This window comes from Bacillus sp. RZ2MS9 (assembly GCF_001816185.2).
Lineage (GTDB): Bacteria > Bacillota > Bacilli > Bacillales > Bacillaceae_G > Bacillus_A > Bacillus_A cereus.
The window spans coordinates 2585829-2612411 of sequence record NZ_CP049978.1; the positions used below are offsets into that span (position 1 = coordinate 2585829).

Below are 26583 nucleotides of genomic sequence, written 5' to 3' on the forward strand. Positions count from 1 at the left end.
TTTAAGGGAAAAGGTTAATATGAAAGTAAAGAAACTAGTTACGCTTGCAGTACCATTTATGCTATTATACGTGTCAGTTCAATTAACCAGAATTCTTCAAGGCCATTTCAGCAACTGAACGAAATCGGACTGGATATTAATTTCGAGAAAAATTTTCCATATAAACAAAGTATTGTAATAAATCCCGAAAAATGTTAGAAGGTATACAAGAAGGTGACATCATTTATGTTACGGACTTAACTCGAATTACTCGTAGTACAAAAGATTTATTTGAATTAATCGATAACATACGGAGTAAAAAGGCAAATTTAATATCCTTAAAAGATACATGGCTAGATTTATAAGAAGATAATCCCTACATCCAATTCTTAATTACTGTTATGGCGGGTGTAAACCGATTAGAACGTGATCTTATCCGTATGCGATAGCGTGAAGGCATTGAACTAGCTAAGAAATAAGGAAAGTTTAAAAGTCGGTCAAAGAAGTACCATAAAAATCATGCAGGAATGAATTATGCAGTAAAGCTTTATAGAGAGGGAGATATGACTGTAAATAAAAACTTATGAAATTACAAATGTGTCTAGGCCTCATTATATAGAAAGCTATCGGAAAGGAACAGTTGATGAGTTATACCAAATATCGGAAATATATAATAGAAAATAAGTTTCATATAGAGGTGAAATTATATGCCTAAAATTGACAATATGCTAGCAATTCTATGGATGCTACGTTCAGGTGAAAAAATTACTGCAAAACAGATTTCAGAAAAGTTAGAGATAAATATAAGAACTGTGTATCGTTATATTGATACAATTTCAACTAGTGGCGTACCTATAATTTCAGAACCAGGCCATAACGGTGGATACACTTTATTGAACAATTTTGTAGAGGCTCCTCTTTTTTTTGATTTTGAGGAGCAAACTTCACTATTTCACGCTGCTGTTTTTGCAGAAGAAGCCGGATATTATGGAGGTGAAGCGTTAAATAGGGCCATTTCAAAACTAAGTAAATACTCAAATCAAGAGCAGGAAACAAAAATAAACCAACATTTAACTAGTCTTGAAGTAATAAGTCGATTAAATTCACTCTCTGTAGAAACTTTTTTGAAGGAGTTGGAGCAGGCCGTAGCTGAAGGGTACTCAGTAAAAATTCTTTACCATAAAAGTGGCGAAAAGCAATTAAATTATAGATTGGTCGATCCATACAGAATTATCTATTGGAATAATAAATGGTATATGATTGGATTTTGTCATCTTAGGAATGATATACGTAGTTTTAGAGTAGATCGAATTGAAAGTTTAATGTTAACCGAAAATAAGTTTAACCAGCCAGAAAATTTTTCAGCACGTGACTTTTTTATAAAAAGTCTTCTTCCACCTATAGAAGATAAGGAAATTATTATTTCTTTGGTTATTAATGGGGATAAAAGTGTATTGGCTGATATTTGCCAACATTGGTTTTTAGGACATTATTTACAAGAACGGACTTCAAATCAAGCAGTGTTTCTTCTTGAAAAAGACATGATACACACATATGTACCTTATTTGCTTTTACCGTACAATAAATCTATTAAAGTTATTGAGCCAATAAGTCTTAAGAATAGAATTATTGAAGTTCTGTCTGAATTAATAAAATTTCATCAAGCATGATAACTTCCCTGACGTTAACTGTCAGGGAAGTTATATTATAATAGCTATATAAATTGTGATTGGAGTGTTATTAGATGCAAACAAAAAAAGCTTTTTTATATGTATTTAATACAATGTCGGACTGGGAATATGGATATTTAATTGCTGAACTAAACTCAGGAAGATATTTCAAAAAAGATTTAGCACCTTTAAAAGTAATTACAGTAGGAGCTAATAAAGAAATGATTACTACTATGGGAGGACTGAGCATAAAACCAGATATTTCCCTTGATGAATGTACTCTTGAGAGTAAAGATCTTTTAATTTTACCCGGAGGGACTACTTGGAGTGAAGAAATTCATCAACCTATCTTGGAAAGAATTGGCCAAGCTTTAAAGATTGGCACTATTGTTGCTGCAATTTGTGGTGCAACTGATGCCCTCGCGAATATGGGATACTTGGATACTAGAAAGCATACAAGTAATAACTTAGAATATACTAAAATGGTATGTCCTAACTATAAAGGAGAAAAGTTCTATGAGTTGGAATCTGCGGTATCTGATGTGAATTTAGTTACTGCATCAGGAATAGCTCCTCTGGAATTTGCAATGGAGGTACTTAAAAAAATAGATGTATTTACACCAGATGCATTACATTCATGGTATAACCTAAATAAGACTTATAAACCTGAATACTTCTTCCAGTTAATGAATTCAATAAAGAAATGAAATAACTAAAAAGCTCAATTTCTCTATTTTGATTTGCAGAGAAGTTGGGCTTTTTAATTTTGAATTCCCTTATCGTTGTAAATTGGCATTTTCCTGATGCTATCCCTATGTAACCTTCTATAGTAATCCTACTCCAATAGTTCAATAAATCGATGCTATAATGTCCGTTTATAGGTACATTTCATTAAGTAGAAAGTAATAAATTTATTGAGGTTTAATAATTTTAATACTGATAATTTGACATACATAAAACCAAAAGTTGCATGTTATATTATTAGGCACAACAATATAAATAATGTTGATAAAAAAGGTGAAAGGATTTTTAAAGATAAAAATAGAAATCTATATAAAAAAATATCTAAATGGTAGGGATATTATGAAAATCGGTAAGTTTGGAGAAGTAAATAACATAAGTATTGATACAATTAGACATTATATGGATCTCAGTCTCATTATTCCTGAAAAAAAAGGAGGACACTATTTTTTTGATGAGTATTGTCAAACAGATTTAGAACTTATATTACATTACAAAGATTTAGGATTTAGCTTGAATGAAATTAAAGAACTATTTTTTTATAAAAATTTAGCAAAATCTATGAATTACGAAAAAAATACCTTTTACCAATCTTTATTTAAACTAAAATATGACAAAATGGAACAGGAAATAGAACTTTTGGAGAAGAAACGGGATAAATTAAAGGGAGTATTACATGATTTATTATTAATAAATGAAACTTCTAATTCAATTATAGGGATAGATTTAAGTGTACTACATTTACTCGCATGTTCTAAGTGTAGCAAAAAATTAATTCTTCACGATGGAATTATTACTAACAATCAAATTACAGAGGGGAAGTTAATTTGTAATTGTGGTGAAGAATACATGATTACTTCAGGAATTGTAATTGCTGGTAAATTATTTAAAGCAAATGAGCGGACGTCACTTGATGATACTATTGCGGATTATATTCATGAAACTGATAATGCTTATTTGGAAAATATGCATAGAGAAGGGGAATGGGCGAAAAAGAAACTATTACATTTAGATTTAAATAACAAATTAATACTAGATATAGGATCGGGACTCGGATTCTTTTTGAGAAATATTTGTGAAGAACTACCAGAAGATTGCCTATACATTGCAGTGGATCGAGATTTAGATAAACTTTTATTTTTAAAAGATGTATTAGCGAGAAAAAATCCTAAAAGAAACATTCTCTTTATTTGTGCTGATTTTTTGAACATCCCTATTCAAAATCAGTCTGTTGATATTGTAATTGATCACTCTGGTACGAGCAATTATAGTTTTGAGCATGAGAATTTTTTACTTCACGAATTAAATCCACTTTTTAAATCTGATTGTTATTTATTAAGTTTATTTATTTTATTTAAAAATTTCAGCTCAAATAGTCAAATTACAAATAACTTTCGAGCAAATTTTTCACTTTCAAAAGTAACGAAAGAAATCCAAAATCTACAGTTTCAATCGATTGATGAAAGTACTTCAAATTATTTGATACGAGGGGGAAAGTACGAGGATTTCTTTGTTCAAGGAGAAGAAATTTATACATATTCATTTTTCGGAAAAAGATGGGGTTAACCCCGTCATAAAAAGTCCGTTTTTATAACGGGACTATTTATGACGATTCCTATCTATACTTTTTACGATGAAAAGAAAAAGAGAATGTTAATCTAAATGTTTAGCACTCACTGGACAGTCTCTTGTCGGTGTATGTCTAGTAAGAGAAAAGATAGCCAAACCTAAAGATAATAAAACTAAAGATCCACCAACCCAGGCCATATTGGCGACATTATGTACTTGTTTTAAAGCTATACCTCCAACTGCAGAGCCGAGTGAAATTCCTATTTGTAGGGCTGAATTATTAAAACTTTGCTGTATATCTGACGTATCCGGGGCAGTTTGGATTAAATAACTTTGTTGAGGTGGTGCAAGCCCCCAACTCAATGCAGCCCAAACTATCATAACAGGAATAAATAGGATAATAGAAACTGCAGTAAACGGTAATATAAATAAGATTAGAGCAAATAGAGTAATAACTATCAAAATACTTTTTTGAGCGCCTATTTTATCTGATAATACACCGCCAAACGCACCGCCACTTACTGCAGCTATACCAAACACTAAATAAAATATGCTAATCCAATAAGGGCTTAGGTGAAACTTATTTTCTAAAAAAGGAGTAAAATAAGCATATAGAGTATAGTGTCCTGCTAACATAAACATGGTAGCTAGATGGGCAGATCCTAGTTTAAGACTACAAACGGCCTTTAATTGGATAGATAAAGGAGTTCGGTTTTCCTCTCCAGGTATTTTATCTAAAAATACTGAAATTAAGATAATAGACCCCAATGATAAAATAGCTATACATAAAAAAATAATTCTCCAGCCAAATGTGTTTGAAATTAATATGCCTAGTGGTACTCCTAGTACAAGTGAAGAGCTAATACCCATATAAATTAATCCTAATGCTTTTGCTCGATAAGCGGGATTAACAATTTTAGCTGCAATTGTTAGGGAAAGTACTACAACTAAAGCAGTACTCATAGCAGTTAAAATTCTTGCTATCATCATAAAAGTAAAGTTCGGACTAAAATAAGTAAGTAGATTACCAATTAGAAAAATGTAAAGTGAAATAATATATAATTTTTTTCTTTCCACTTTACTTGTGAAAATCAATAATACAGGACCTGCTATTGCATAAGTAAAGGCGAAAATTGTAATTAATTGACCAGCAGAACTTAATGAAACATTAAAATCTTTAGCGATGTCTGGCAATATTCCTCCAACGATAAGCTCTACAAGACCTACCGCTATCGTTGCTAAAGCTAATATAAATACTTTGAAATTCATTTTTTATATTCCCTTCTCTGCATTATTTACCGTAGAACAAAAAAACTCCTGACTACAAACGCTAAAAGACGCATTTTGTAGTCAGGAGTTGTTGGTTCCTGGTAGAGACCCCCAAGCCATATTCTTGGAGTTATACATGATTCTCATATGTAATTAATCAACGTAATAGAAGATACCATATTATTTTTTAGATTTCAATAAAAAATTTGCATTTGTACATGTGATCTTATTAATCATTTTATTTTTTATCGTTGTAGGAGGCACTAATATCTTCAGTTGATGTGCACGGGGTTAACCCCATCTTTTTTCATTTCTTTGTAGTAATTTTTAAACACAGTGTATTGATATTGGGTTAACCCGAGAATTTACACTTTATGTAATACAAAGAAAAGTGGGGGAAAAGTGATGGGAAGTTTACGATTACATATAGAAAATAAAAAAAGAAACCAAGAACTAAGAAATATTTGTTTATATTCAATTGCAAAAACAGTATCACTATTCGGTAGCTCAATTTATAGTTTTGCATTAGGATTGTATGTTTTACAAATAACCGGATCTGCGTTACATTTTGCGATTACGCTCATATTAGGAACGATTCCAATGATTGTTATGAATCCATTTGCTGGTGTCATTGCTGATAAGGTTGATAAAAAGAAACTCGTCGTTTGCATGGATGTACTAAGCGGGTGCTTATTAATAACTGTTTATATATTAAGCAACTATTATGGATTAAACTTATTCATTATTTATACTACTACCTTTCTTATGACAGTATTTACAACGTTTTTTGGAATAGGATTAGAGGCCGTAAAACCGAATATGGTTACTAAAGAACGGTTAATGAGTATTAATTCTATAAGTAAAATTATCGATTCTATATCTTTAATTTTAGGGCCTATGTTAGGGGGGATTGTTTTTGCAGTCTTTGATATTAAAATTTTTATAATTATAAATGGTATTTCATTTATCCTTTCGGCTATTTCTATATTGTTTATTAACTTTAAATTGTTTGAGCAAAACATAAATGAGGAATGTTCAATTAGAGAAATTAATTTTATTGAAGATATAAAGGAGGGATACTCTTACTTATTGGAGCGGAAAAGCTTAAAAAATACTTTTAGTATTTTAATTTCACTTAATTTCTTTTTAGGCTTTGCTGTAACTGTTCCATTGCCATACATTATTAACACAGTTCTCAATCTTAGTTCTAAGCAATTTGGTATGATTCAAGGTACTTTTCCGATAGGTATGATAGTTGGTGCAATATTAGTAAAAAAGATAACTGATTGTTTTTCTTATTCTTATCTATTGAAGAAAATAAGTTTTATGTTGGCAATTTTTATGATAGTTTCAGGAATACCTGTTTTATTTAAATCTATTGTAGTAAATAATTTGGTATATGTTACTACGTATTGCATGATTATGTTCTTTTTAGGATTTATGATAGCACAAATTGATATTCCTTTAATGTATTTCATGCAAAATGAGATTCCTGAAGAATATAGAGGAAGAGTTCTTAGTATTGGATTAAGCTTAGGTAAAATAATGCAGCCAATAGCACTTGCAATATCAGGACTGTTATTAAATTTCATTCCAGCCTACACGCTTCCCATTGCAGGAGGGATTGTATTTTTTACTTTGAATAAAATTTTAGCAAATAAGTTAAATTTAGAAATTCATTCAAAAGATTATAGTGTTTAACGTAACTTAAAAAGCGCAGGATCAGCATCCTGCGCTTTTCTATCGTAATTCAGCTGTTTTTCTAATAACAATCTTATCAATATCATCTTCTTCATCACCAATAAATAACCCGCGCTCTTTTAAATACGCTTCAAAATATAAATCTGCTTCTGCACGTTCATCATACGGTTTTACAGATAAAACGAAACCTAATTTGTTTTGTTCCTCTAGATGAGAAGTGGAAATGTATGCCGGTACATTATGGCGTAAAAAGAGTTCTTTAACCGGAATAATCATATCTTTCATTAATTTCGTTAGCATACCCATTTCAAACTCGAAATTAAAGCGATCTATACTAGATAAATCAGCGAATGCTACACCGATAAAACCTGTATTAAATACTTCTTGATATTCTACATCTTCGTCATGGCCGCCGTAAAAATTCTTTTCGATTAAATAATTGACAAAATAAGCAACGCCATCACTTTGTTCAAATGGTTTCGTTGAAAGAACAAAGCCAATTTTCTTTTGTTTATGTAAATACACACATGACATGTATGCTGAAATGTTATGTTCTTTAAATAAAGCACTTGTTGCTCCAGAGAGACCATCTAATACGTGATGAACAATTTGAAGTTTTTTACGAGCGAAATAATAGGATTTCTTTTGTAACTCCAATGTATCAATAAAGACAGAGCCGATAAAGCCTGTATTTGAAATAATAGGTGCTTGCTTTTTTCTTCCTCTGCGCTTTAATGGAGCCATTGTTAAAATCATCCCTTCATGTACGTTTAAAATAAAAAGAACGTTTGTTCGTATGTTTATATTTTACTATTAAAACGCTATAAAGTAAAGGGTTTTTGACGAAAAAAACAACAAAAAAGACACCTGTAAAGGGTGCCTTAAACGCTGTAGGGAAGAGGGTTCATCCCTACAATTTATATTATGATACAGAAACAATCTCTTCTGTATCTTCTACATCTAAATGACAGTCCATAGTACGAACATCTTGATCTTCATGACTTCCGAAATAAATAGTAATTTTCATATGTATCGCTCCTTTATTCTAGGAATACCTAAAATAATTACTAGTAATGTTAATATTTATTATATACCACTTTTTTCATTCCGACAACGTTATATCATTTTTAATTATTTTAAACTATAGAGCACAATTTAAAGAGGTACTTTTTATAGAAAAAGGTAAATTTCTAATATGTTATATTTAATATAGAAGAATTCGAGGAGTACTTTTTATGAAAAGGAGAACTATTGATGAATTATAAACAACTACTAATAGATAACTTTGCATTTAAAACTTCATATGTTGCGCAATTTGTGCCCGGAATGAGTATAAAAGAAACGCAAGATTATATTGCTGTTGATTGCGGATTACCTGCAGATACATTCAATGTCATTACTCTACTAAACAATAATTTAACGGTAGGGATAGAGAAATTATATAAGGAGGTAGACTACTATAATCAAAAGAAATTTCCAATGAGTGTTTGGTTATGGGATGAAGAGCAAGAGCGGGATATAAAAAGCAAGTTAAATAAAATCGGTTTAAAAGAAGCGGAACAGAATATTGCGATGGTAGCAGGCTTAAAAACAATTTCTCCAATAATAAACATGCCAGTAAGTTTTACAATTCGACAGGCATCTTCACCTGCACAAATAAAAAAATTTGGAGAAATGTTAGCTAATCTATTCGGCACATCAGAAGAAGGTATACATGTACAAGCATTCTATAATCAAATTTCTAATCTTGATTTATGGAACAGTGAAAATATGAAACTATTTTTAGGATTTTATGAAGGGGAAGTCGTAACTGTTGGTTCATTGATATGTTCAAAAGATAGTATTGGTATTTATGACATCGCAACTAAAGAGGAAATGAGAGGACGAGGATTCGGATCTACTATGTTCAATTTCCTTCTGCAAGAAGCACAAAAATTAAAAAATATGTATTGTGTGTTACAAGCTTCACCCGATGGAATCAACATTTATAAAAAATCGGGATTTCAAGCTATTGGCAAAATGACTGTATTGGAAAATCGACATTTAATTGAGTAAATCATTCAAGTTAAATCGTCTTTATATAGGAGCTTATAAATCGTTATGAAAAAGATATATCTCGTTACAATAATTTTTATAGTAATAAGTATCTTTGTTTTTCAGAAAATAAATGAACATAAGTATACTAAAGCTATTAATCAATCAAATCATATAAAAAATATCGCACATAGAGGTGCTTCTGCGTATGCACCTGAACATACAATAGCAGCATATCAATTAGGCCAACAAATGAATGGAGATTATATAGAAATTGATCTTCAAATGACAAAAGATGGACATTTAGTGGCTATGCATGATGAAATATTAAACCGTACAACGAATGGTACTGGGCTGGTAAAAGAGCATACATTAGAAGAAATAAAGCAACTAAATGCTGGCTCTCTTTTCAATGAAAAATATCCGAACTTAGCAAAGAAAGAATTTGAAAATGCAAAAGTCCCAACATTAACAGAAATTATTGAAACGTTTGGGCATAACGCGAACTATTATATTGAAACAAAAACACCTGATGAATATCCAGGAATGGAAGAAAAATTATTAGAAATTATTAATCACTACGAAATACAGGATAAAGTTATTATTCAATCGTTTAGTGAAGAAAGTCTACAAAAGATTCATAGCTTAAATAGTAATATATCCATAGTACAATTATTACCTTATAAAAAAGCAGTTCAATTAACAAAATTAGAGATAGAAAAGTATAAAATGTACTGCATAGGTCTTGGCATGAATTACAAATATATTGATTCAGATTATGTAAATAAAATAAAGAAAAACGGATTAGAAGTTCATCCATTTACAGTAGATAATGAAAAAGATATGAAAAAGTTACTTTCATGGGGAGTCGATGGGATGTTTACTAATGATCCGGATCGTTTACATTCAATATTATTGGATTTGAAAAGTCATGAATAAGAAGTGTTATTCATAAAGGGAAAATTTACACAACCTGTATATTAGGATTATCAATGCAAGAAGGCATGTAGCATATAAAAAGAAAATACCAAAAACCGCAACTGGAAGACTTAGGTTGTGGTTTTTTTATTGCTTCGATTTCAACTTACAAAGTTTGAAGCTAGAAGTGAAAACCTTTTTAGCTGAATTGGCTTCCTATGTATTTGTACTTCGTATCGTTGTAGGTATATGTACAACCCGTGAGAAGAGTTTTGCATAGGATAATAGAAAAGGAGATGTTGCATATTGAAATACCACAATAGAAATGTAAGTAATCTGAATAAATTAGCGGATAATACGAAAGCTGCAGCTTTTAAGTGGTATCAGTACTGTATCGACAATGGAATTGAAGTATTAATTTATGAAACAATCCGAACGGTCGAGCAACAACGTGAATATGTTCGTAAAGGAGCATCACAAACGATGCGCTCATATCACTTAGTAGGACAGGCATTAGATTTTGTTCCAATTCAGTCGAATGGTACAGAAGATTGGAATGGCTATAATAAAGAACCGTGGGCATCAGCAATTCGTTATGCTAAACAAATTGGTTTTGAATGGGGCGGTGACTGGAAAGGATTTGTGGATAGCCCGCATTTGCAATATAACTACAAAGGATATGGAACGGATACTTTTGGAAAAGGTGCTCAAAACGTAGTGGCTCCTCCCACGTCGAATGATAGTGTAGGGATTGCTTATATTAACGGTAGTAATGTAAATTTACGAAAAGGACCTGGTACTGGATATGGCGTTATTCGTCAATTAGGGAAAGGAGAGTCCTACAAAGTATTTGGGCAATCAAATGGCTGGTTAAATCTCGGTGGCGATCAGTGGATTTTTAACGATCCATCATATATTCGTTATACGGGAGGAAATGTGCCAACACCTTCACAATCATCAAATGAGGGTATAGGTGTAGTTACTATAATCGCTGATGTATTACGTGTTCGTACCGGCCCAGGAACAAATTACGGCATTGTGAAAAACGTGTATCAAGGTGAAAAATATCAATCATTTGGATATAAAGATGGTTGGTATAATGTTGGTGGAAATCAATGGGTTTCTGGTGAATATGTTACGTTTGTAAAGTAAAAATAAGAGCCGTCCTGTTGGGCGGCATTTTATTTTAAATATTCATAGGGCGAGCACTCATGATATCATTCGTGATACATAGATTATAATTTTTCATTCTAATAATCAGAAAGTAATCAAAATGTAATTAATTTCAACTACGCTTTTTATATTTTTTTGATACACTGGCTACGAGGGGGATACCAATTAAGGTGGGTAAAAACCAAAACCATATTGGCGGAAGTAAATTTATAATGGGAATATGGATGCCGACATTTACTAAAAGTGCGGTGACTGCACCTATATAAGAACCTAACATACCTCTAATGTGGTGATGGAGCCAATTTTTCCAACGTTTTTTTCGTGCGAGGTATCCATAAATCGCAAATGAATAAGAGAAAATTGCTACATAAAATAAATATGCGATTTTATCCCAGTTTATAATGGATAATATAATGGCAGTAACGGTGATAACGACATAGGATGCGTGATATATTTCACCCCATTCCGTATGTTTACCTTTCTTCTTTTGAGCAACCATCGCTATTATCCCAGTTATTAAACATATCGTTCCAAATAATATGTGGATGGTTAAAAGAATGTTGAAAATGCTCATCATAATTCCTCCCTTTTTATTTTTATAGTATTGCAGCATAGGAGAAAAGTTGAAACATATTGTTTATTCACTTTAATATATTGAAGTAAAGGTACTTCAAGAACAAGTTTAAACGGACAAATTTTTCTTGAGTTTAGTGAGACACGTATTACGTGAAATGAAGGAGAGACTTCCATGTTTACATCTATTACATATTTACAATCGGGCAATGACAAGCAACAAAAAATATATGATGTTTTGAATAGCCTAAACATAATGGAGGATTTAGCTTTATATAATCCCGTTCTTTGCGGGACAATCCCGATAAGAATTGATACTCCTCAATCTGACTTAGATATTGTAATGGAAGTATATAACTTTGATGTTTTTGAGCAAGAAATGAGATCTTTATATGGTTCTTATAGAGGGTTCAACATAAAAAAGAAAAAAATGAAAGGTACTGAATCGATAAAGGTGAATTTTGAATTCGAAGGTTTTGAATTTGAATTATTTGCTCAACCTAAGCCAGTGCGTAATCAAAATGCATATAGACATATGATAGTGGAGCACATGTTATTAATGCAGCATCCTCATATAAGGGAAGAAGTTATTCACTTAAAGGAACAAGGTTTAAAAACAGAACCTGCTTTTGCTCAAGTATTAAATATTGACGGAGATCCTTATGAAGAACTTATTTTATTAGGGCAGGAAATGAAATTGTGGTAAATAAGATACGTAAAAAAATCCTCCAAAAACAAAAGAGGATTTTTTTATGCTGTTAACTTCCGAATTAATTCACTGAGCAATTTAACCCCGTAAGTCATTTGTTCTGGAGAAGCATATCCATATGATAAACGAATGTACTGATCTGATTCTTCTTCATAAATACGTCCCGGGTTTAAAAGAATTCCTTTTGATAGTGCCTCTGAAAATAGTTTTTTCATCGGAATGTTATGTACAACCTTTAGCCATATAAAAACTCCACCACTAGGAATATCCCACGATGCAATATCTGCACAATATTTATTTAAAGCTCGTATCATTATTTGTCTTCGTTCTTTCAGGTGCATTCTTACGTTTGCTACATGTTCTTCATAAAAACCTTCATTTATCCATTCAGCAGCTACTCTTTGAGATAAAGAACTCGATCCATAGTCTGTTTGCATTTTTATATCTGACAACCTATCAATAACAGGCTCAGGTCCAATTATCCATCCAATTCTAAGTCCAGGGCTAAGTGTTTTAGAGAGGCTACCAATATATAATACATGTCCATGTTTATCCATCGACTTTAAAGAAGCTGGAGGTGATTCATCAATCCATAACTCCCGGTAAATATCATCCTCGATGATAGGCAACTGCTCTTTTTCACATATTTTTAATATTTCTTTTCTTCGCTCTTTGGACATCAATATCCCCGTTGGATTTTGAAAACAAGGGATTGAGTATAAAATATTATTCTTTTGACTATATTTAATTCGTTTTAATAAGTCATTAGGTAAAATACCGTGATAATCCATTGATATACCGGATAAATTTATATTTGCTGATTGAAAAACATGAAGTGAATATAAGTAAGAAGGTTGTTCAAGTAAAACAGTTGATTTTCTATGTAAAAGACCAATTGATATTAATTGTAATGCTTGGAGTGCACCAGACACTATTAATATAGAACCCGGTGATGCATGTATTCCAAATGATCTTACATATTTGCTTATTGCTTCACGTAACGGATAAAAACCTTTTTGTTCTTCGTATCCGAAATAATCTAATTCCTCACTGACTTTTTTTATTATAGATTGCATAGTTTCGAGCGGGAAAAGATGAGGTGCAAGTTCACCTTTACTAAGATGGATAAGCGTTTTATTTGCTTCTGCTGCATTTATTTCTCGCACCATTAACTTACTTGGTTTATGAATACCTGCCTTTACATATTCACTCCAATCGGGCGGGGGATTAGTTGCTAATAATGACCATGTATTATTTGTTACAATTGTTCCTGCTCCGATTTGTCCTTGAATTAAACCATCTGCCATAAGTTCATCTAGCGCAGTTATTACAGTACTTCGATTTACATGAAATAATTTTGCTAACTGCCGCTGACTAGGGATTTTACTTCCAATTGGCCATTCTCCGTTTTCAATTTTTTCTTTCATATAGTCTATTATCTGCCGATATTTGGGCACTTTTTTATCGTTTGTCATATAAAAAACTCCCTCGTTTATTTAAAAGATTCAAAGTGGTTGGTTTTTCCGATAAATAACTGGTTGAAGACATTGTATCAACTATTAAATATGATGAAAAGAAATAATTGGTAATTTAAAAATGGTTGGTTTATTAGGGAGGGAGAGAAAACATGCATAATAAAAAATGGGATTTACGCATTATATGTGCTCATGCTTTTACAATTCTTATATGGGGAACTGCTTTTCCAGCAATTCGTATGGGGCTTGAATCTTATACGCCTGAACACCTTACTTTACTACGCTTATTAATCGCTTCATTTATACTTTTGTTATTTTCATTTATATACAAACTACGACTACCGGATTTAAAGGATATCCCAGCAATTTTTATATTTGGTGCTTTAGGGTTTACTATTTATCACATCGCATTAAACTACGGCGAAAAAACAGTAAATGCTGGATCTGCAAGTTTAATAATTTCAGTCACTCCAATAGTGACGGCAATTCTTGCTTTTGTTTTTTTGAATGAAAAAATGAAATTAAATGGCTGGATTGGTGGTGTAATGAGTTTTGCGGGAATTGTCTTAATTTCATTTAGCCAAGGCGACGCTATTCAATTAAATAGCGGGGGATTATTTATATTATTAGCGGCGATTTCAGAAAGTCTATTTTTCGTTTTCCAAACATCTTACTTAAAAAAATACGGCTTCTTACCATTTACCATATATACAATTTTGTCTAGTACTATATGTATGCTTATTTTCTTACCCGGAGTTTATCAAGAAATATTAGCAGCTCCTCTTGAAGTTAACTTGAGCGTTATATATTTAGGTGTCTTTCCAACAGTACTCCCGTATATTGCATTGGCCTATATTATATCTCGTGCTGGTGCTTCTGAAGCAACAAGTTCTCTATATTTAACGCCAATAACTGCGTGTTTTATTGCTTGGATATGGTTAGGAGAAGTGCCAACTTTAGTTTCGATAATTGGCGGAGTGATTACTATACTTGGAATTGTGATTGCTCATATACCAGTATTAAGAAAAGAAAAACATAGGAATTTAGCAAATAATCAATCCGTATAATGTAATTCAATAATGACTTTAAGATACTTTTTTATATAGTTTCTTTCTTATGTTGATAAATATAATATTTTGTATTTCAGTTAAATATTGTATGTTACATTTTATGTAGTAAGCATTTTAAAAGGAGCTGACAACATAATGAATGGAAAAAGAAAAATTTTCACATGTATTTCTATTGTAGGAATTGGACTAGCTAGTTTTTCTAATTTTAGTTTCGCAGCAAGTGTAACGGACAATTCAGTACAAAATTCTATTCCCGTAGTTAATCAACAAGTAGCTGCTGCAAAGGAAATGAAACCATTTCCGCAGCAAGTTAATTATGCAGGTGTTATAAAACCGAATCATGTTACACAGGAAAGTTTAAATGCTTCTGTAAGAAGTTACTACGATAATTGGAAAAAGAAATATTTGAAAAATGATTTATCTTCTTTACCTGGTGGTTATTATGTAAAAGGAGAGATTACAGGTGATGCTGATGGGTTTAAGCCACTTGGAACTTCAGAAGGTCAAGGGTATGGGATGATAATTACAGTATTAATGGCTGGTTATGATTCGAATGCTCAAAAAATCTATGACGGTTTATTTAAAACAGCAAGAACTTTTAAAAGTTCTCAAAATCCTAATTTAATGGGATGGGTTGTCGCAGATAGTAAAAAAGCACAAGGTCATTTTGATTCTGCTACTGATGGAGATTTAGATATTGCGTATTCTCTTCTTCTTGCTCATAAGCAGTGGGGATCTAATGGAACAGTGAATTATTTGAAAGAAGCAAAAGACATGATTACAAAAGGTATTAAAGCTAGTAATGTTACAAATAATAACCGACTAAATTTAGGAGATTGGGATTCTAAAAGTTCACTTGATACGAGACCATCTGATTGGATGATGTCACACCTTAGAGCATTTTATGAATTTACAGGTGATAAAACTTGGCTTACTGTTATTAATAATTTGTACGATGTTTATACGCAATTTAGTAATAAGTACTCTCCAAATACAGGACTTATTTCAGATTTCGTTGTAAAAAACCCACCACAACCCGCACCTAAAGACTTCTTAGAGGAGTCAGAATATACAAATGCATATTATTACAATGCTAGTCGGGTACCATTGAGAATTGTAATGGACTATGCGATGTACGGCGAGAAAAGAAGTAAAGTCATTTCTGATAAAGTTTCTTCGTGGATTCAAAATAAAACGAATGGAAATCCTTCTAAAATTGTGGATGGTTATCAATTAAATGGATCTAATATTGGTAGTTATTCAACTGCTGTATTTGTTTCACCGTTTATTGCTGCAAGTATAACAAGTAGCAATAATCAAAAGTGGGTAAATAGCGGTTGGGATTGGATGAAGAATAAGAGAGAAAGTTATTTTAGTGATAGTTATAATTTATTAACTATGTTATTCATTACAGGAAATTGGTGGAAACCTGTACCTGATGATACAAAAATACAAAATCAAATAAATGATGCAATTTATGAAGGATACGATAATTAATTAAATTTGAGAATGGTTACTCAAGAAAGGAATTAGCATACGCTAGTTCCTTTTTAATATTTTGTAAAACATTATCCATTCTAAAATTTGCATAGATATACTTGCTTTTTTCATATACATAGTTACTAATGACTCGTTTTTTTCGTGAGAGGAGCGTATTTCTTGGAAAAAGTATTATTTTTCGGAGACCCAGGTATTGATGACTCATTTGCCATTATGTATGGCTTACTGCATCCCGAAATTGAAATTGTCGGTATTGTAACTGGATACGGAAATGTTGAGCATATACATGCTGCACATAATGCAGCGTATATTTTACAGTTAGCAAATAGACAAGACATTCCTGTCATTAGTGGTGCAACAAAACCACTTACAGAAGAAATCACTACGTACTATCCTGAAATTCACGGAGCAGAAGGATTAGGGCCCATCCATGTTCCAGAAAATATATTATCTATTCCAATATACAATTTTGGCAGTATTGCTGCGATTCTTATAAAGTACGGAAAAGATTTAACGATTGTTGATGTAGGAAGATCTACCTCGTTAGCAATTGCTTTTAATTTGTGGAATGATTTAATGCTAAATGTAAAAGGAATCTATTTCATGGGTGGTGTTTTTTTAGAAGTAGGAAACGTTACGCCGTTAGCAGAGGCAAATGTGTATGGAGATCCTATAGCAAGTAAAATTGTTTTCCATCAAGCAAAGAATTTATTAATATTCCCTTTAAATGTAACAAACAAAGCTGTGTTAACACCAAATGTGTTTGACTATATTCAAGCTAATTCAAAGAATCCATTCCATACGATAATGAAACCAATGTATGATTACTATTTTTCTGCATACCAAAAACTTAATCCATCTATCGAAGGGCCATTGCTTCATGATGTGGTTGCTATAAGTGGATTAGTAAATCCAAACTTTTTTGAATTTGTACATCGTACAGTGAATGTTGATACATACGGAGATACGAAAGGACAAACATTTGCTGATTTTCGCCTTAGCTCTATATCTGAAGGAGCCCGTATAGCTTTAGAAATAGATGCAGAAAAATTCATTCAAGATTTTATAAAAATTATGTTATAAGTTGTTGTCGAAAAAGGGAATTATTTCAATGCGTTGAATATAAACATACATCCTCTATATAAGGGAGCTTACAATATTGAATATCCAGTTAAAGGTTGTTACGAGAGAAAATTGGGAAGAAGCATTAAAGCTACAAGTTAAAGAAAATCAGTTGAAATTTGTTCCACCCGTAGCAGTTTCGCTTGCTAAAGTATATATAAAACCAGATGGTGACAATGTAGAGTACATACCATTCGCTATATACCATGGTGACCTTATGGTTGGTTTTGTTATGCATGCTGTTGTAAGAGAGACATCGGATATGTATTGGATTAACGGATTTATTATTGATCAATCGCAGCAAGGTAATGGTTATGGAAAAGCAGCATTACAAGAAAGTATTAATATAATAAAAAATACTTTTAAATCGTGTAAAGAAATAAGATTAACAGTACATAAAGATAATCTCTCTGCAAAGAAATTATATGAACGATATGGTTTCATATCATTAGGACAAGAGTATGATGGTGAGCAAGTATATCGTTTATTTGTTTAACTATTAGGAAGTAAAGGTGTAAATGAAATATGCAATTTACTGAAGTGAAAATTGAAGTGTTCATTCCTGAAGAATATATTGAAACATTAAGGGATGAATTAAATAAAATTGGAGCATGTAAAACGGGCGAATATGACCATTGCCTTTCCTATAGTTCAGTGAAAGGATATTGGAGACCTTTAGACGAAGCATCTCCTCTTAATGGAGAAATTGGGCGAATATGCGAAGGGCAAGAATGTAAAGTTGAAATAAAGTGTAAACGAGAACTTGTAAAAGATGCTCTTGAAGTTATTAATGATATTCATCCGTATGAAACACCTATGATTTATATTATACCAATACTAAATGACTATTTTGAGCAACTATACATTGAATAACTAGGAGGGATTTCAATTGAAAAGTAAATTCCATCATATTGTACGAGCAGTCATGATAAAAGATGGGAAATTATTAGTTGCTGAATATATCGGCCATCATTATTTTTTACCTGGTGGCCATGTTGAAATTGGAGAATCAGTAGAGAATGCATTAATAAGAGAGTTAAGAGAAGAACTTGGAGTAAACTGTAGTATACAACAATTTTTAGGAGTCATAGAAAATCAATGGCAAGATAAAGAAGTGCTCCATCATGAAATTAATCACATTTTTGAAGTAGAGTCACAAGATTTACATACGGACTTAACACCGAAATCGAGCGAGTCTCATTTAGCATTTCACTGGATAGATTATAATAAAGAAGCCTTAAATCATTATGAAATCATGCCAATGCCTTTAGTGAAGGAATTACTAGAAAGAAAGTTAAGTGATGAACTACTAAATTGTTGGATTAGTAATTTTTAAATCACTTTATTTATAGTAAATACGTCCATCGAATAAATATAAAGAAAATAGGCTGAAAAACAAGGTACATCACCTAGTGTAAGTTCATATTTTGTTGATGTACGCATTTAGTCTATAGTCTTGTTTCTATTTTGTTTACAAAAATATATAAACTTTAACGTTTGGGCGAAATTTATATTTATAAATGGAGGGGTTCGTAATGAATCAGTTTCAACATGAATTACAAACATTAAACCTTAATGATTATCAAACTGGTAATGTTGTGTATTGGGATCAACAACAAAGCCAATATCCATATTATTACATCCAAGGCGATGCACGTCGTTGTGGCGGATGCGGAGGTTGTGGTGGACGCTGTGGCGGTTGCGGCGGTGGCAGATGTGGTGGTTGCGTAGGTTGTGCCGGATGTTTTGGTTGCTTTAATTGCTGGAACTGGTGGATTATTTAAATATAGTACATCATTAATATTTTATATGAAAGAAAGGTGTAAATACTGTTTATACTTTTCTTTCATGCTGTAATTTTGATGTGTATTAAGGGGGATTTATTTGTATACATATGATAAGTTGATTTCTTGGGTAGAGAATATAAAAGAAAAAAATCATAGTTCTGCTACAGCAATTTGTATTATAAAAAATAATAAAGTCGTATTAGAGCATTATAGCGGTTATCACTCAAATACATCGACTAATAAAAAAGTAACCGCATCTTCGCAGTTCAACGTTGCTTCTGCTAGAAAAAGTTATTTAGGATTAATGATAGCGTATGCGCTTTACGAGGGGAAAATAAACTCTATTGATGATGAAGCGATAAAATATTTTAAAGACTTTAATCCTGCATTGCTTGGTAAAACAACGATAAGACATTTAGTAACACATTCGCACGGATTAGAAGAAATGAATGACGGGACAATTTTTCGTGAATTTGAACCGGGACAAGCATGGGCATATAGAGATATTAATGTAAGAATGATGACACGTCTTATTTATCAGCTATATAACAAAAGTTTTCCTGAATTGTTAAAGGAGCGTGTTTTTAAGCCTGCTAATTTTCAAGAAACAGGTTGGAGAGTTCAGCGAGATGAAAATTTAGTTGACGTTGTTAATAATCCAAATGAAGACGCGACTAGTGAAATTGGTACGGTAGATGACGGTACTGAAAAAAATCTGTTTGTCTCAGCTAGAGAATTTGCTTATTGGGGCAATCTTCATTTAAATCAAGGTGTGATAAACGGTAAGCAAATTGTTCCAAAAGAAGTTATAAAAATCGCTACGAGTTTGCAGAGTCCAACATATGTAAATAAAGAGCTACCACAAAATGGCTTGTTTTGGTTCGTTCAAAATGAACCTGCACAATTAAGCGAACTTGGTGAACGTGTTCCAAAAGGGTCATATCAAATATTAGGGATTACTGGACCGACTATTTTAGTAATACCTGAATATAATGTAGTTGTTGCAAAAATGTATAACAAAAGATATAACTACGGCGGTGATAATTACTTATATTATTTACGTGAATTTAGTAATTTAGTCGCTGATACATTTAGTAACGGTAATAGGGCATAATTACTCCTATAACAAAAAGGAGTGATTGTAAGTGAAAGATAAAGTGAACAAAAATAAAAAACAAAATATAAAAGATGTAAATACAGAGCAAAATGCAATTTATAGCGATCCTAAAGATGCAGCTAATATGCAAACTGTACCGCAGCCGGAGGATTTTGATGAAATCGAATATTAATTTTTCATCCGACTATATGATGAATGAAAAATACGTCTTAAGTCTCATCACATATAAGAAATTATTTGATAACATATATACATAAGCATTTGAAAATGGCTTATCTTAACAAAGCTTTCTTTAGAAACATCTGATATAACCTGCAAAAGACACTTCTTTATGAAGTGTCTTTTTGTGTATATGAACTTAATTACCATTTTCCGTACAGTATCTTGCAAATTACGATGGATATACTAACTGTGAAAATCCATGTCAAGATAAAAGAAGGGGACAGTTAGTATGAAACAAACTTCTATAAATCCGTTACTAATTGTTCTAGGTACAATCATTGTTCAAATTGGCCTTGGAACAATTTATACATGGAGTTTATTTAATCAACCCCTTGTAAGTAAGTTTGGATGGAATCTTAATTCAGTAGCGATAACTTTCTCTATAACAAGTTTTTCTTTATCATTCTCAACTTTATTTGCAGCAAAATTGCAGAAAAAATTAGGACTTCGGAAACTTATTGCTACTGCAGGAATTGTTTTAGGACTCGGCTTAATACTTAGTTCACAAGTTTCTTCCTTACCACTCTTATATTTATTAGCTGGTGTCGTTGTTGGTTATGCGGATGGAACAGCTTATATTACATCACTATCTAATTTAATTAAATGGTTTCCAAATCGGAAAGGGCTTATTTCAGGTATATCTGTATCAGCTTATGGAATGGGCAGCTTAATCTTTAGATATATAAACGGAAATCTTATCGATAATCTTGGTGTATCACAAGCATTCTTATATTGGGGCATTATCGTGTTACTTTTAGTATTAATCGGATCGTTCTTCTTACGTGAGGCAATTGTAAGTAATGCTGTAACTGAAACATTGCACAATGACTATACTCCGCGTGAAATGATGCGAACGAAACAAGTATATCTGCTATTTTTTATGTTATTCACCTCGTGTATGGGTGGTTTGTATTTAATCAGTATGGTAAAAGATATCGGTGTACAACTCGTTGGACTTAGCGCAGCAACCGCTGCAAACGCCGTTGCTATGATTGCAATTTTTAATACAGTAGGTAGAATTATTCTTGGGACGTTATCAGATAAAATCGGCCGAATGAAAATTGTCTCTGCAACGTTTATTATTATAGGATTGTCAGTCTTTACTTTAAGTTTTATTCCGCTAAATTACGGAATCTATTTTGCTTGTGTAGCAAGTGTCGCCTTTTGCTTCGGCGGTAATATAACTATATTCCCAGCTATTGTCGGAGATTTCTTTGGATTAAAAAACCATAGTACAAATTACGGGATTGTCTACCAAGGTTTCGGATTTGGTGCGCTTGCAGGATCATTTATTGGAGCGATACTCGGGGGATTTCAACCAACTTTCATTATAATCGGTGTTTTAAGTGTTATTTCCTTCATTATTTCAATATTAATCCGCCCACCAAATGTAGAAAAGAAAAAGGAACTAAAACATTTACATCGGAAATTAGCTTAATTTTAAAAAGAGTCCTCATGTTAGGGCTCTTTTTTATTCCATTAACTTTGCTTCTTTACGAACTTATTAAAGACAGGACAATTTCATTATAAAATTGAATAGATAAGTAAAAAGGAGCGTGACACTTAAAATGAAAATAGTACAGCAATGGGTACAAGAAGATAGTGATTACATAAGAGAGAAAGTAATTGAATACAATCAAAAATATCTTGCAGATGAAGAAAAAACACCTTCAGAAAAGGTTAGTTTCATAGTAAGAAATGAAAAAGAAGAAATAGTAGGTGGGGTAACGGCAATAACTTTTTGGCACCATGTACACGTTGACTTTCTATGGGTTTCTGAAGAATATAGGCATGAAGGTTACGGAAGCAAGTTAATAAAGCTTATTGAAGAATTTGCAATTGAAAAAGGGTGTAGGTTAATTAATTTAGATTCTTTTAGTTTCCAAGCACCTGATTTTTATAAGAAACATGGATATAAAGTAATTGGAGTAAGTGAAGATCATCCGAAAGGACATAATCATTATTATTTAGAAAAACGGTTAAAAAGTATATAGAATTTGTTAACGTTAGTATTTGAAATACAAATGCAATAAGGGCGAGGTTATTATTAATTTCAGTATTAATTGAATCAATTTTTATACTAAAACTGCAAGAACGTACTTTGGATAATCTTCCTAAGGTACGTTCTTTTTTTATATCAGTAGCCTATTCTTATTAACTCCAACAATAGCGGTAAAGGCAAGACTTAACTAACTAACTTATATATATTAAAAGGAGTTAATGGTAGAATGAATAGAAGACAGAAAATTCCTTTTATTTAAAATAGAGGAGGTACATATGAAAAAAGTTAATGTTACATACGCGATTTTGTACGATAAAACTAATGAAAAGATCTTAATGGTAAAAAACAAAGGGGAAAATGGTTCTTATTATACATTACCAGGTGGCGCAGTTAAACTAGGAGAAACATTAGAAGAAGCAGTAATTCGAGAAGTAAAAGAAGAAACAGGGTTACATATAAACGTAAACGGGATTTGTTCTATCAGTGAAGCCTTTTTCGAGGAAAGAGATCATCATGCAATTTTCTTTAATTTTCTAGGCGAAATAATCGGCGGGGAGACATATATATCAAGGCCAAAAGAAATCGAAGAGATTACTTGGATGGAATTACATATAGCAGCACCGTATTTACGCATACCAGAACATTTACTATATTTATTACAAAAGAAAGAAACAGTACCTTATTTTTTTAACGGAACAATCGTTCATCAATCTTCATAAAAATATTATCTCATGTAAGGCGGGGGAAACATGGAGTTTATCGTTAATCACAAACAATTCACTCAAGCACTTTCAGAAGTCAACAAAGCAATATCAACAAAATCTTTAATTCCTATATTATCTGGTATAAAAATAACTGCAGATCAATCTGGAATTACTTTAATTGCAAGTAACTCAAATATTTTTATTGAAAAATTCATTCCTGTTTCAATTGAAGACGAAAAGATTGCAACTATTTTAAAGGTAGGAACTATTGTTGTACCTGCAAAGTATTTCATTGAAATAATAAAGAAAATGCCAAGTGATATCGCAATAAAAAGTAAGAATGAGCAAACTATTAAGATACAATCAGAAGAAATCACATTAAGTTTAAATGGATTTCCTGCAGATGAGTTTCCGAATGTACCGCTTATAGACAATCATGCAGAAATCAAGGTAGAGACAGAGCAATTGATTGAAGTATTTAAACAAACAGTCTTTGCGGTAGCAAAAAATGAATCTAGACCTGTTCTTACTGGGGTGCATATAGAGTTATCTAATAATAAGTTAATTTGTGCTGCAACTGACTCACATAGACTAGCGATACGCGAAACATTACTTTCCTCAGATGTAAAAGCAAATTGTATTGTACCAAGCGCAACCATTAGTGAACTTCTAAAATTAATGAACAGCAATTCGGAATTCGTATATATCTACCTTTCAGAGAGTCATATTATATTTACGCTCGGAACAACTACATTATATTCAAGACTAATTGAAGGGAAATATCCTAATATTTCTAACCTTATTCCAAATGATTTTAAAACGATTATTAACGTAGATAGAAAAAAGATATTACAAGGTGTAGACCGATCAAGTTTATTAGCAAGTGAATGGGCTAATAACAATGTTAACTTAGAAATCATAAACGAATCCACAATTAAAATTTCTTCAAACGCTTCTCAAATTGGGAAAATATCTGAAACGCAACAAATAGATGCGATTCAAGGTGAAAAACAATTAAATATATCTTTCGATGGGCGTTTTATGGTTGATGCTTTAAGAGCAATAAAAGAAGAAACGATTACTTTAAGTTTTGGAGGTTCTATGCGACCGATATTGATTGAAGCAGGAGAGCAATCTGCAACAGTACATCTTATATCGCCAGTAAGAGCTTATTAAGGATAGAGGAAGGGATTAATAGACAAAGCAGCAATGGTAATCTGAAATACAAAGCAAAATAATAATAACCTGAATATAAAAGCCATAGATTAATCGATATGGGGTGAGTACGATGAAGAAAATAATTGTTTTACTCATTGGTATAGTTTTAATTATTTTTGCTTTTTATCAATACAACAAAAAAGACTATGCAGCTAAAAGTACTAACTTGTATGTAGAAAACTTTAAAGGGGAAAATGATTCAATAAAAATACAATCTGCTATTAATAAAGCAGAGTCTAGTAAAATTAAAACTGTATTGCTTGATGATAAAAAGTATAAAATCACGTCACCAATCATTGTTAAAAAAGGTGTGAAATTATTATTTGGTTATGGATCCCAATTTGTAGTTGAGGGAAACTTTAGAGTTTTAGAACTAGAGAAAAACGCATCCATTGAAGGAGCGTATATAACTATTGACGATCCTAAATTTAACTCTGAAGTTATTTATTTAGACGGTAAAAATAAATATTATAACACTTGGAACAAAACACAAATAAAAGATATAAATATTATCAATTGGACGGAAACGAATAAAGGTACCGGAATTTCTTTATACTCTGCTGGAAAAGAAAATGAAATTTCGTTTGTTAACTTCGAAAATATTAAAGTTGTAGGAATGGAAACTGGACTGAAATTAGTAGCGAAAAAACCGAGCACCGGACAAGCTTGGATAAATGCCAATCGTTTTATGAACTTTTCTTTAGAAGACTGTGTAAATATGATTTATATGGATAGTCAAGTAACTACGCCAAATGAAATTAGTGGGAATCAATTTACAAACCTTCAAATACAGCCTTCAAATAAAACAAAAAGCATTATACAGGTAAGTGGTCAACATAATGAATTTCATGGGATGGTGTGGGATTTAAATAAAATAAAACATGAAAACGAACTCATTGAACTGACTGATAAGAGTATGAATACAGTGGTTGAAATGTCCAGTGTACCAGCAAATAGAGTATTAGATAGTGGGAGATCCAATATAGTGAAATAAGTTTAAATACAGAAAAAAGAGCGAATTCTTTATAAGAGGATTCGCTCTTTTTATATTTTAAAATTAAATTTCCTTCCACCAAGCGGATAAAGGATAGTCTGTAGATTTTAACGTAATAGATTCGCCAATTTGTGGCGTTGTAATTTTAACTCCTAAACGGTTAGCTTCTTTCGTAACACGTTCTATCGGGTCACTCCATTCGTGTAATGCTAACGTAAAAGCACCCCAATGAATCGGAAGAAGTAATTCTCCTTTAACATCAATATGAGCTTGTACCGTTTCTTCAGGCAACATATGAATAGCAGACCACCTCGGATCATATTGCCCGCATTCCATTAATGTAAGATCGAATGGACCGTATTTATCACCAATTTCCTTAAAGTGAGGGGCATAACCGCTATCACCACTAAAGAAAATTTTAGTCTCTTGACCAAGAATAAGCCATGAACACCATAATGAACGATCTCTATCTGTCATACCACGTCCAGAGAAATGCCTTGCAGGCGCACATACTAACTTAATATTATCAAACGTAATTTCGTCCCACCAATTATGCTCACTAATTTTACTAGGTGAAACACCCCATTTAATAAGATATTGTGCAACTCCAGTTGGAACATAAAAGTGTTTTGCGCGATTTTTTAACTGCATAATACTTTTGTAATTCAAATGATCATAGTGATTATGAGAAATGATAATCGCATCAATTTCTTGAAGGTCATCACGTTCTAAAGAAAAAGCACCACTATAACGCTTACTATTAAACAAGGGAAATGGGGAAGAGGCATCTCCAAACATCGGGTCTAATAACAGTTTTTTACCTTCTATTTTCAAAAGAGAAGCAGAATGGCCAAACCATGTAACACTCTCTAACGCTTCATTATCTTTATTTGATAAAACAACAGGCAAATCCTTTATAGGACGCAGCTTTGATTTTATTTTAAAGTAATCCGTCATTAAACTTATAATATCTTTCGGTTTAAAACTCATATCAGTATGAATTTGATTTGTATATTTCTTATTCATTCGTTCTCCT

At 32.0% G+C, this 26583-nt stretch carries 27 protein-coding genes, 1 pseudogene and 1 riboswitch; of the genes and pseudogenes, 23 read left to right on the forward strand and 5 right to left on the reverse strand.

What is annotated here, in order from left to right; all coding sequences use genetic code 11:
- The first annotated feature begins 54 nt into the window (after nt 1-54).
- From BHV55_RS27470 to BHV55_RS13225, 4 genes and pseudogenes are all read left to right on the forward strand, one after another.
- Nucleotides 55-623, forward strand: a pseudogene (locus BHV55_RS27470) (recombinase family protein).
- Nucleotides 624-686: 63 nt separating this feature from the next.
- The gene (locus BHV55_RS13215) at nt 687-1649 is read left to right on the forward strand and encodes a helix-turn-helix transcriptional regulator (protein ID WP_070757813.1); all 963 of its coding nucleotides are present in this window, start codon (nt 687-689) and stop codon (nt 1647-1649) included.
- Nucleotides 1650-1723: 74 nt separating this feature from the next.
- Complete coding sequence (locus tag BHV55_RS13220; RefSeq protein WP_048567649.1) at nt 1724-2356, forward strand: type 1 glutamine amidotransferase family protein; 633 nt, start codon at nt 1724-1726, stop codon at nt 2354-2356.
- 376 nt (nt 2357-2732) lie between these two features.
- A complete protein-coding gene (locus BHV55_RS13225) occupies nt 2733-3956 on the forward strand; it encodes a methyltransferase domain-containing protein (RefSeq protein WP_070757815.1) in 1224 nt (407 codons plus the stop codon).
- A gap of 87 nt (nt 3957-4043) precedes the next feature.
- Here BHV55_RS13225 and BHV55_RS13230 read toward each other — a convergent pair whose 3' ends face one another.
- Entirely contained in the window at nt 4044-5228 is a 1185-nt protein-coding gene (locus BHV55_RS13230; protein ID WP_001009821.1) for an MFS transporter, read from the reverse strand.
- 58 nt (nt 5229-5286) lie between these two features.
- Nucleotides 5287-5386: riboswitch (purine riboswitch) on the reverse strand.
- A 247-nt stretch (nt 5387-5633) separates the two neighbouring features.
- Here BHV55_RS13230 and BHV55_RS13235 point away from each other — a divergent pair.
- Complete coding sequence (locus BHV55_RS13235; RefSeq protein WP_048567647.1) at nt 5634-6929, forward strand: MFS transporter; 1296 nt, start codon at nt 5634-5636, stop codon at nt 6927-6929.
- Between the two features lie 39 nt (nt 6930-6968).
- On the opposite strand, the gene BHV55_RS13240 is transcribed toward BHV55_RS13235, so the two are convergent.
- Entirely contained in the window at nt 6969-7673 is a 705-nt protein-coding gene (locus tag BHV55_RS13240; RefSeq protein ID WP_070757817.1) for a hypothetical protein, read from the reverse strand.
- A 510-nt stretch (nt 7674-8183) separates the two neighbouring features.
- Between BHV55_RS13240 and BHV55_RS13245 the strand changes: the two genes are divergently transcribed.
- The 3 genes from BHV55_RS13245 to BHV55_RS13255 all read left to right on the forward strand — a co-directional run bounded on the left by BHV55_RS13245 (nt 8184) and on the right by BHV55_RS13255 (nt 11033).
- On the forward strand, nt 8184-8984 hold the full coding sequence (locus BHV55_RS13245; protein WP_070757819.1) for a GNAT family N-acetyltransferase: 801 nt from the start codon (nt 8184-8186) through the stop codon (nt 8982-8984).
- Nucleotides 8985-9029: 45 nt separating this feature from the next.
- Nucleotides 9030-9902 (forward strand): glycerophosphodiester phosphodiesterase, encoded by an 873-nt coding sequence (locus tag BHV55_RS13250; RefSeq protein WP_048567645.1) that lies wholly within the window; start codon nt 9030-9032, stop codon nt 9900-9902.
- 285 nt (nt 9903-10187) lie between these two features.
- Nucleotides 10188-11033, forward strand: coding sequence for an SH3 domain-containing protein (locus BHV55_RS13255; RefSeq protein ID WP_000873734.1), 846 nt, complete (start codon nt 10188-10190; stop codon nt 11031-11033).
- Between the two features lie 133 nt (nt 11034-11166).
- Here the strand turns inward: BHV55_RS13255 and BHV55_RS13260 are convergent, their stop codons facing one another.
- Nucleotides 11167-11628 (reverse strand): DUF2306 domain-containing protein, encoded by a 462-nt coding sequence (locus BHV55_RS13260; RefSeq protein ID WP_000021727.1) that lies wholly within the window; start codon nt 11626-11628, stop codon nt 11167-11169.
- A 174-nt stretch (nt 11629-11802) separates the two neighbouring features.
- On the opposite strand from BHV55_RS13260, the gene BHV55_RS13265 reads away from it, so the two are divergent.
- Nucleotides 11803-12333, forward strand: coding sequence for a DUF4269 domain-containing protein (locus BHV55_RS13265; RefSeq protein ID WP_000495169.1), 531 nt, complete (start codon nt 11803-11805; stop codon nt 12331-12333).
- Between the two features lie 44 nt (nt 12334-12377).
- On the opposite strand, the gene norG is transcribed toward BHV55_RS13265, so the two are convergent.
- The gene (norG, locus tag BHV55_RS13270) at nt 12378-13811 is read right to left on the reverse strand and encodes an efflux pump transcription regulator NorG (RefSeq protein ID WP_048567644.1); all 1434 of its coding nucleotides are present in this window, start codon (nt 13809-13811) and stop codon (nt 12378-12380) included.
- Nucleotides 13812-13963: 152 nt separating this feature from the next.
- Here norG and BHV55_RS13275 point away from each other — a divergent pair, with 152 nt between their 5' ends.
- From BHV55_RS13275 to BHV55_RS13340, 14 genes are all read left to right on the forward strand, one after another.
- Nucleotides 13964-14878, forward strand: a complete 915-nt coding sequence (locus BHV55_RS13275) for a DMT family transporter (RefSeq protein ID WP_070757821.1) — start codon at nt 13964-13966, stop codon at nt 14876-14878.
- A gap of 138 nt (nt 14879-15016) precedes the next feature.
- Nucleotides 15017-16378, forward strand: a complete 1362-nt coding sequence (locus BHV55_RS13280) for a family 8 glycosyl hydrolase (RefSeq protein WP_070757823.1) — start codon at nt 15017-15019, stop codon at nt 16376-16378.
- A gap of 162 nt (nt 16379-16540) precedes the next feature.
- Nucleotides 16541-17464, forward strand: coding sequence for a nucleoside hydrolase (locus BHV55_RS13285; RefSeq protein ID WP_000416775.1), 924 nt, complete (start codon nt 16541-16543; stop codon nt 17462-17464).
- A gap of 76 nt (nt 17465-17540) precedes the next feature.
- Nucleotides 17541-17999 carry a GNAT family N-acetyltransferase gene (locus BHV55_RS13290; RefSeq protein ID WP_001025612.1) on the forward strand — a complete coding sequence of 153 codons (459 nt, stop codon included), beginning with the start codon at nt 17541-17543 and terminating at the stop codon, nt 17997-17999.
- A gap of 29 nt (nt 18000-18028) precedes the next feature.
- A complete protein-coding gene (gene cutA, locus BHV55_RS13295) occupies nt 18029-18376 on the forward strand; it encodes a divalent cation tolerance protein CutA (RefSeq protein WP_001160790.1) in 348 nt (115 codons plus the stop codon).
- A gap of 16 nt (nt 18377-18392) precedes the next feature.
- The gene (locus BHV55_RS13300) at nt 18393-18839 is read left to right on the forward strand and encodes an NUDIX domain-containing protein (RefSeq protein ID WP_000836837.1); all 447 of its coding nucleotides are present in this window, start codon (nt 18393-18395) and stop codon (nt 18837-18839) included.
- Between the two features lie 199 nt (nt 18840-19038).
- Entirely contained in the window at nt 19039-19287 is a 249-nt protein-coding gene (locus BHV55_RS13305; RefSeq protein ID WP_001071345.1) for a heterocycloanthracin/sonorensin family bacteriocin, read from the forward strand.
- Between the two features lie 100 nt (nt 19288-19387).
- Complete coding sequence (locus BHV55_RS13310; protein ID WP_000288900.1) at nt 19388-20404, forward strand: serine hydrolase domain-containing protein; 1017 nt, start codon at nt 19388-19390, stop codon at nt 20402-20404.
- 31 nt (nt 20405-20435) lie between these two features.
- Nucleotides 20436-20579 (forward strand): hypothetical protein, encoded by a 144-nt coding sequence (locus BHV55_RS13315; RefSeq protein WP_000653678.1) that lies wholly within the window; start codon nt 20436-20438, stop codon nt 20577-20579.
- A gap of 279 nt (nt 20580-20858) precedes the next feature.
- A complete protein-coding gene (locus BHV55_RS13320; RefSeq protein WP_000815135.1) occupies nt 20859-22067 on the forward strand; it encodes an L-lactate MFS transporter in 1209 nt (402 codons plus the stop codon).
- A gap of 130 nt (nt 22068-22197) precedes the next feature.
- Nucleotides 22198-22623 carry a GNAT family N-acetyltransferase gene (locus BHV55_RS13325; protein ID WP_000706905.1) on the forward strand — a complete coding sequence of 142 codons (426 nt, stop codon included), beginning with the start codon at nt 22198-22200 and terminating at the stop codon, nt 22621-22623.
- 283 nt (nt 22624-22906) lie between these two features.
- The gene (locus tag BHV55_RS13330) at nt 22907-23350 is read left to right on the forward strand and encodes an NUDIX hydrolase (protein WP_000757608.1); all 444 of its coding nucleotides are present in this window, start codon (nt 22907-22909) and stop codon (nt 23348-23350) included.
- 30 nt (nt 23351-23380) lie between these two features.
- A complete protein-coding gene (gene dnaN, locus BHV55_RS13335; RefSeq protein ID WP_000394483.1) occupies nt 23381-24511 on the forward strand; it encodes a DNA polymerase III subunit beta in 1131 nt (376 codons plus the stop codon).
- Between the two features lie 112 nt (nt 24512-24623).
- On the forward strand, nt 24624-25547 hold the full coding sequence (locus tag BHV55_RS13340) for a hypothetical protein (protein ID WP_000721076.1): 924 nt from the start codon (nt 24624-24626) through the stop codon (nt 25545-25547).
- Nucleotides 25548-25610: 63 nt separating this feature from the next.
- On the opposite strand, the gene BHV55_RS13345 is transcribed toward BHV55_RS13340, so the two are convergent.
- Nucleotides 25611-26573, reverse strand: a complete 963-nt coding sequence (locus BHV55_RS13345; RefSeq protein ID WP_001037071.1) for an MBL fold metallo-hydrolase — start codon at nt 26571-26573, stop codon at nt 25611-25613.
- Nucleotides 26574-26583 lie beyond the last annotated feature (10 nt).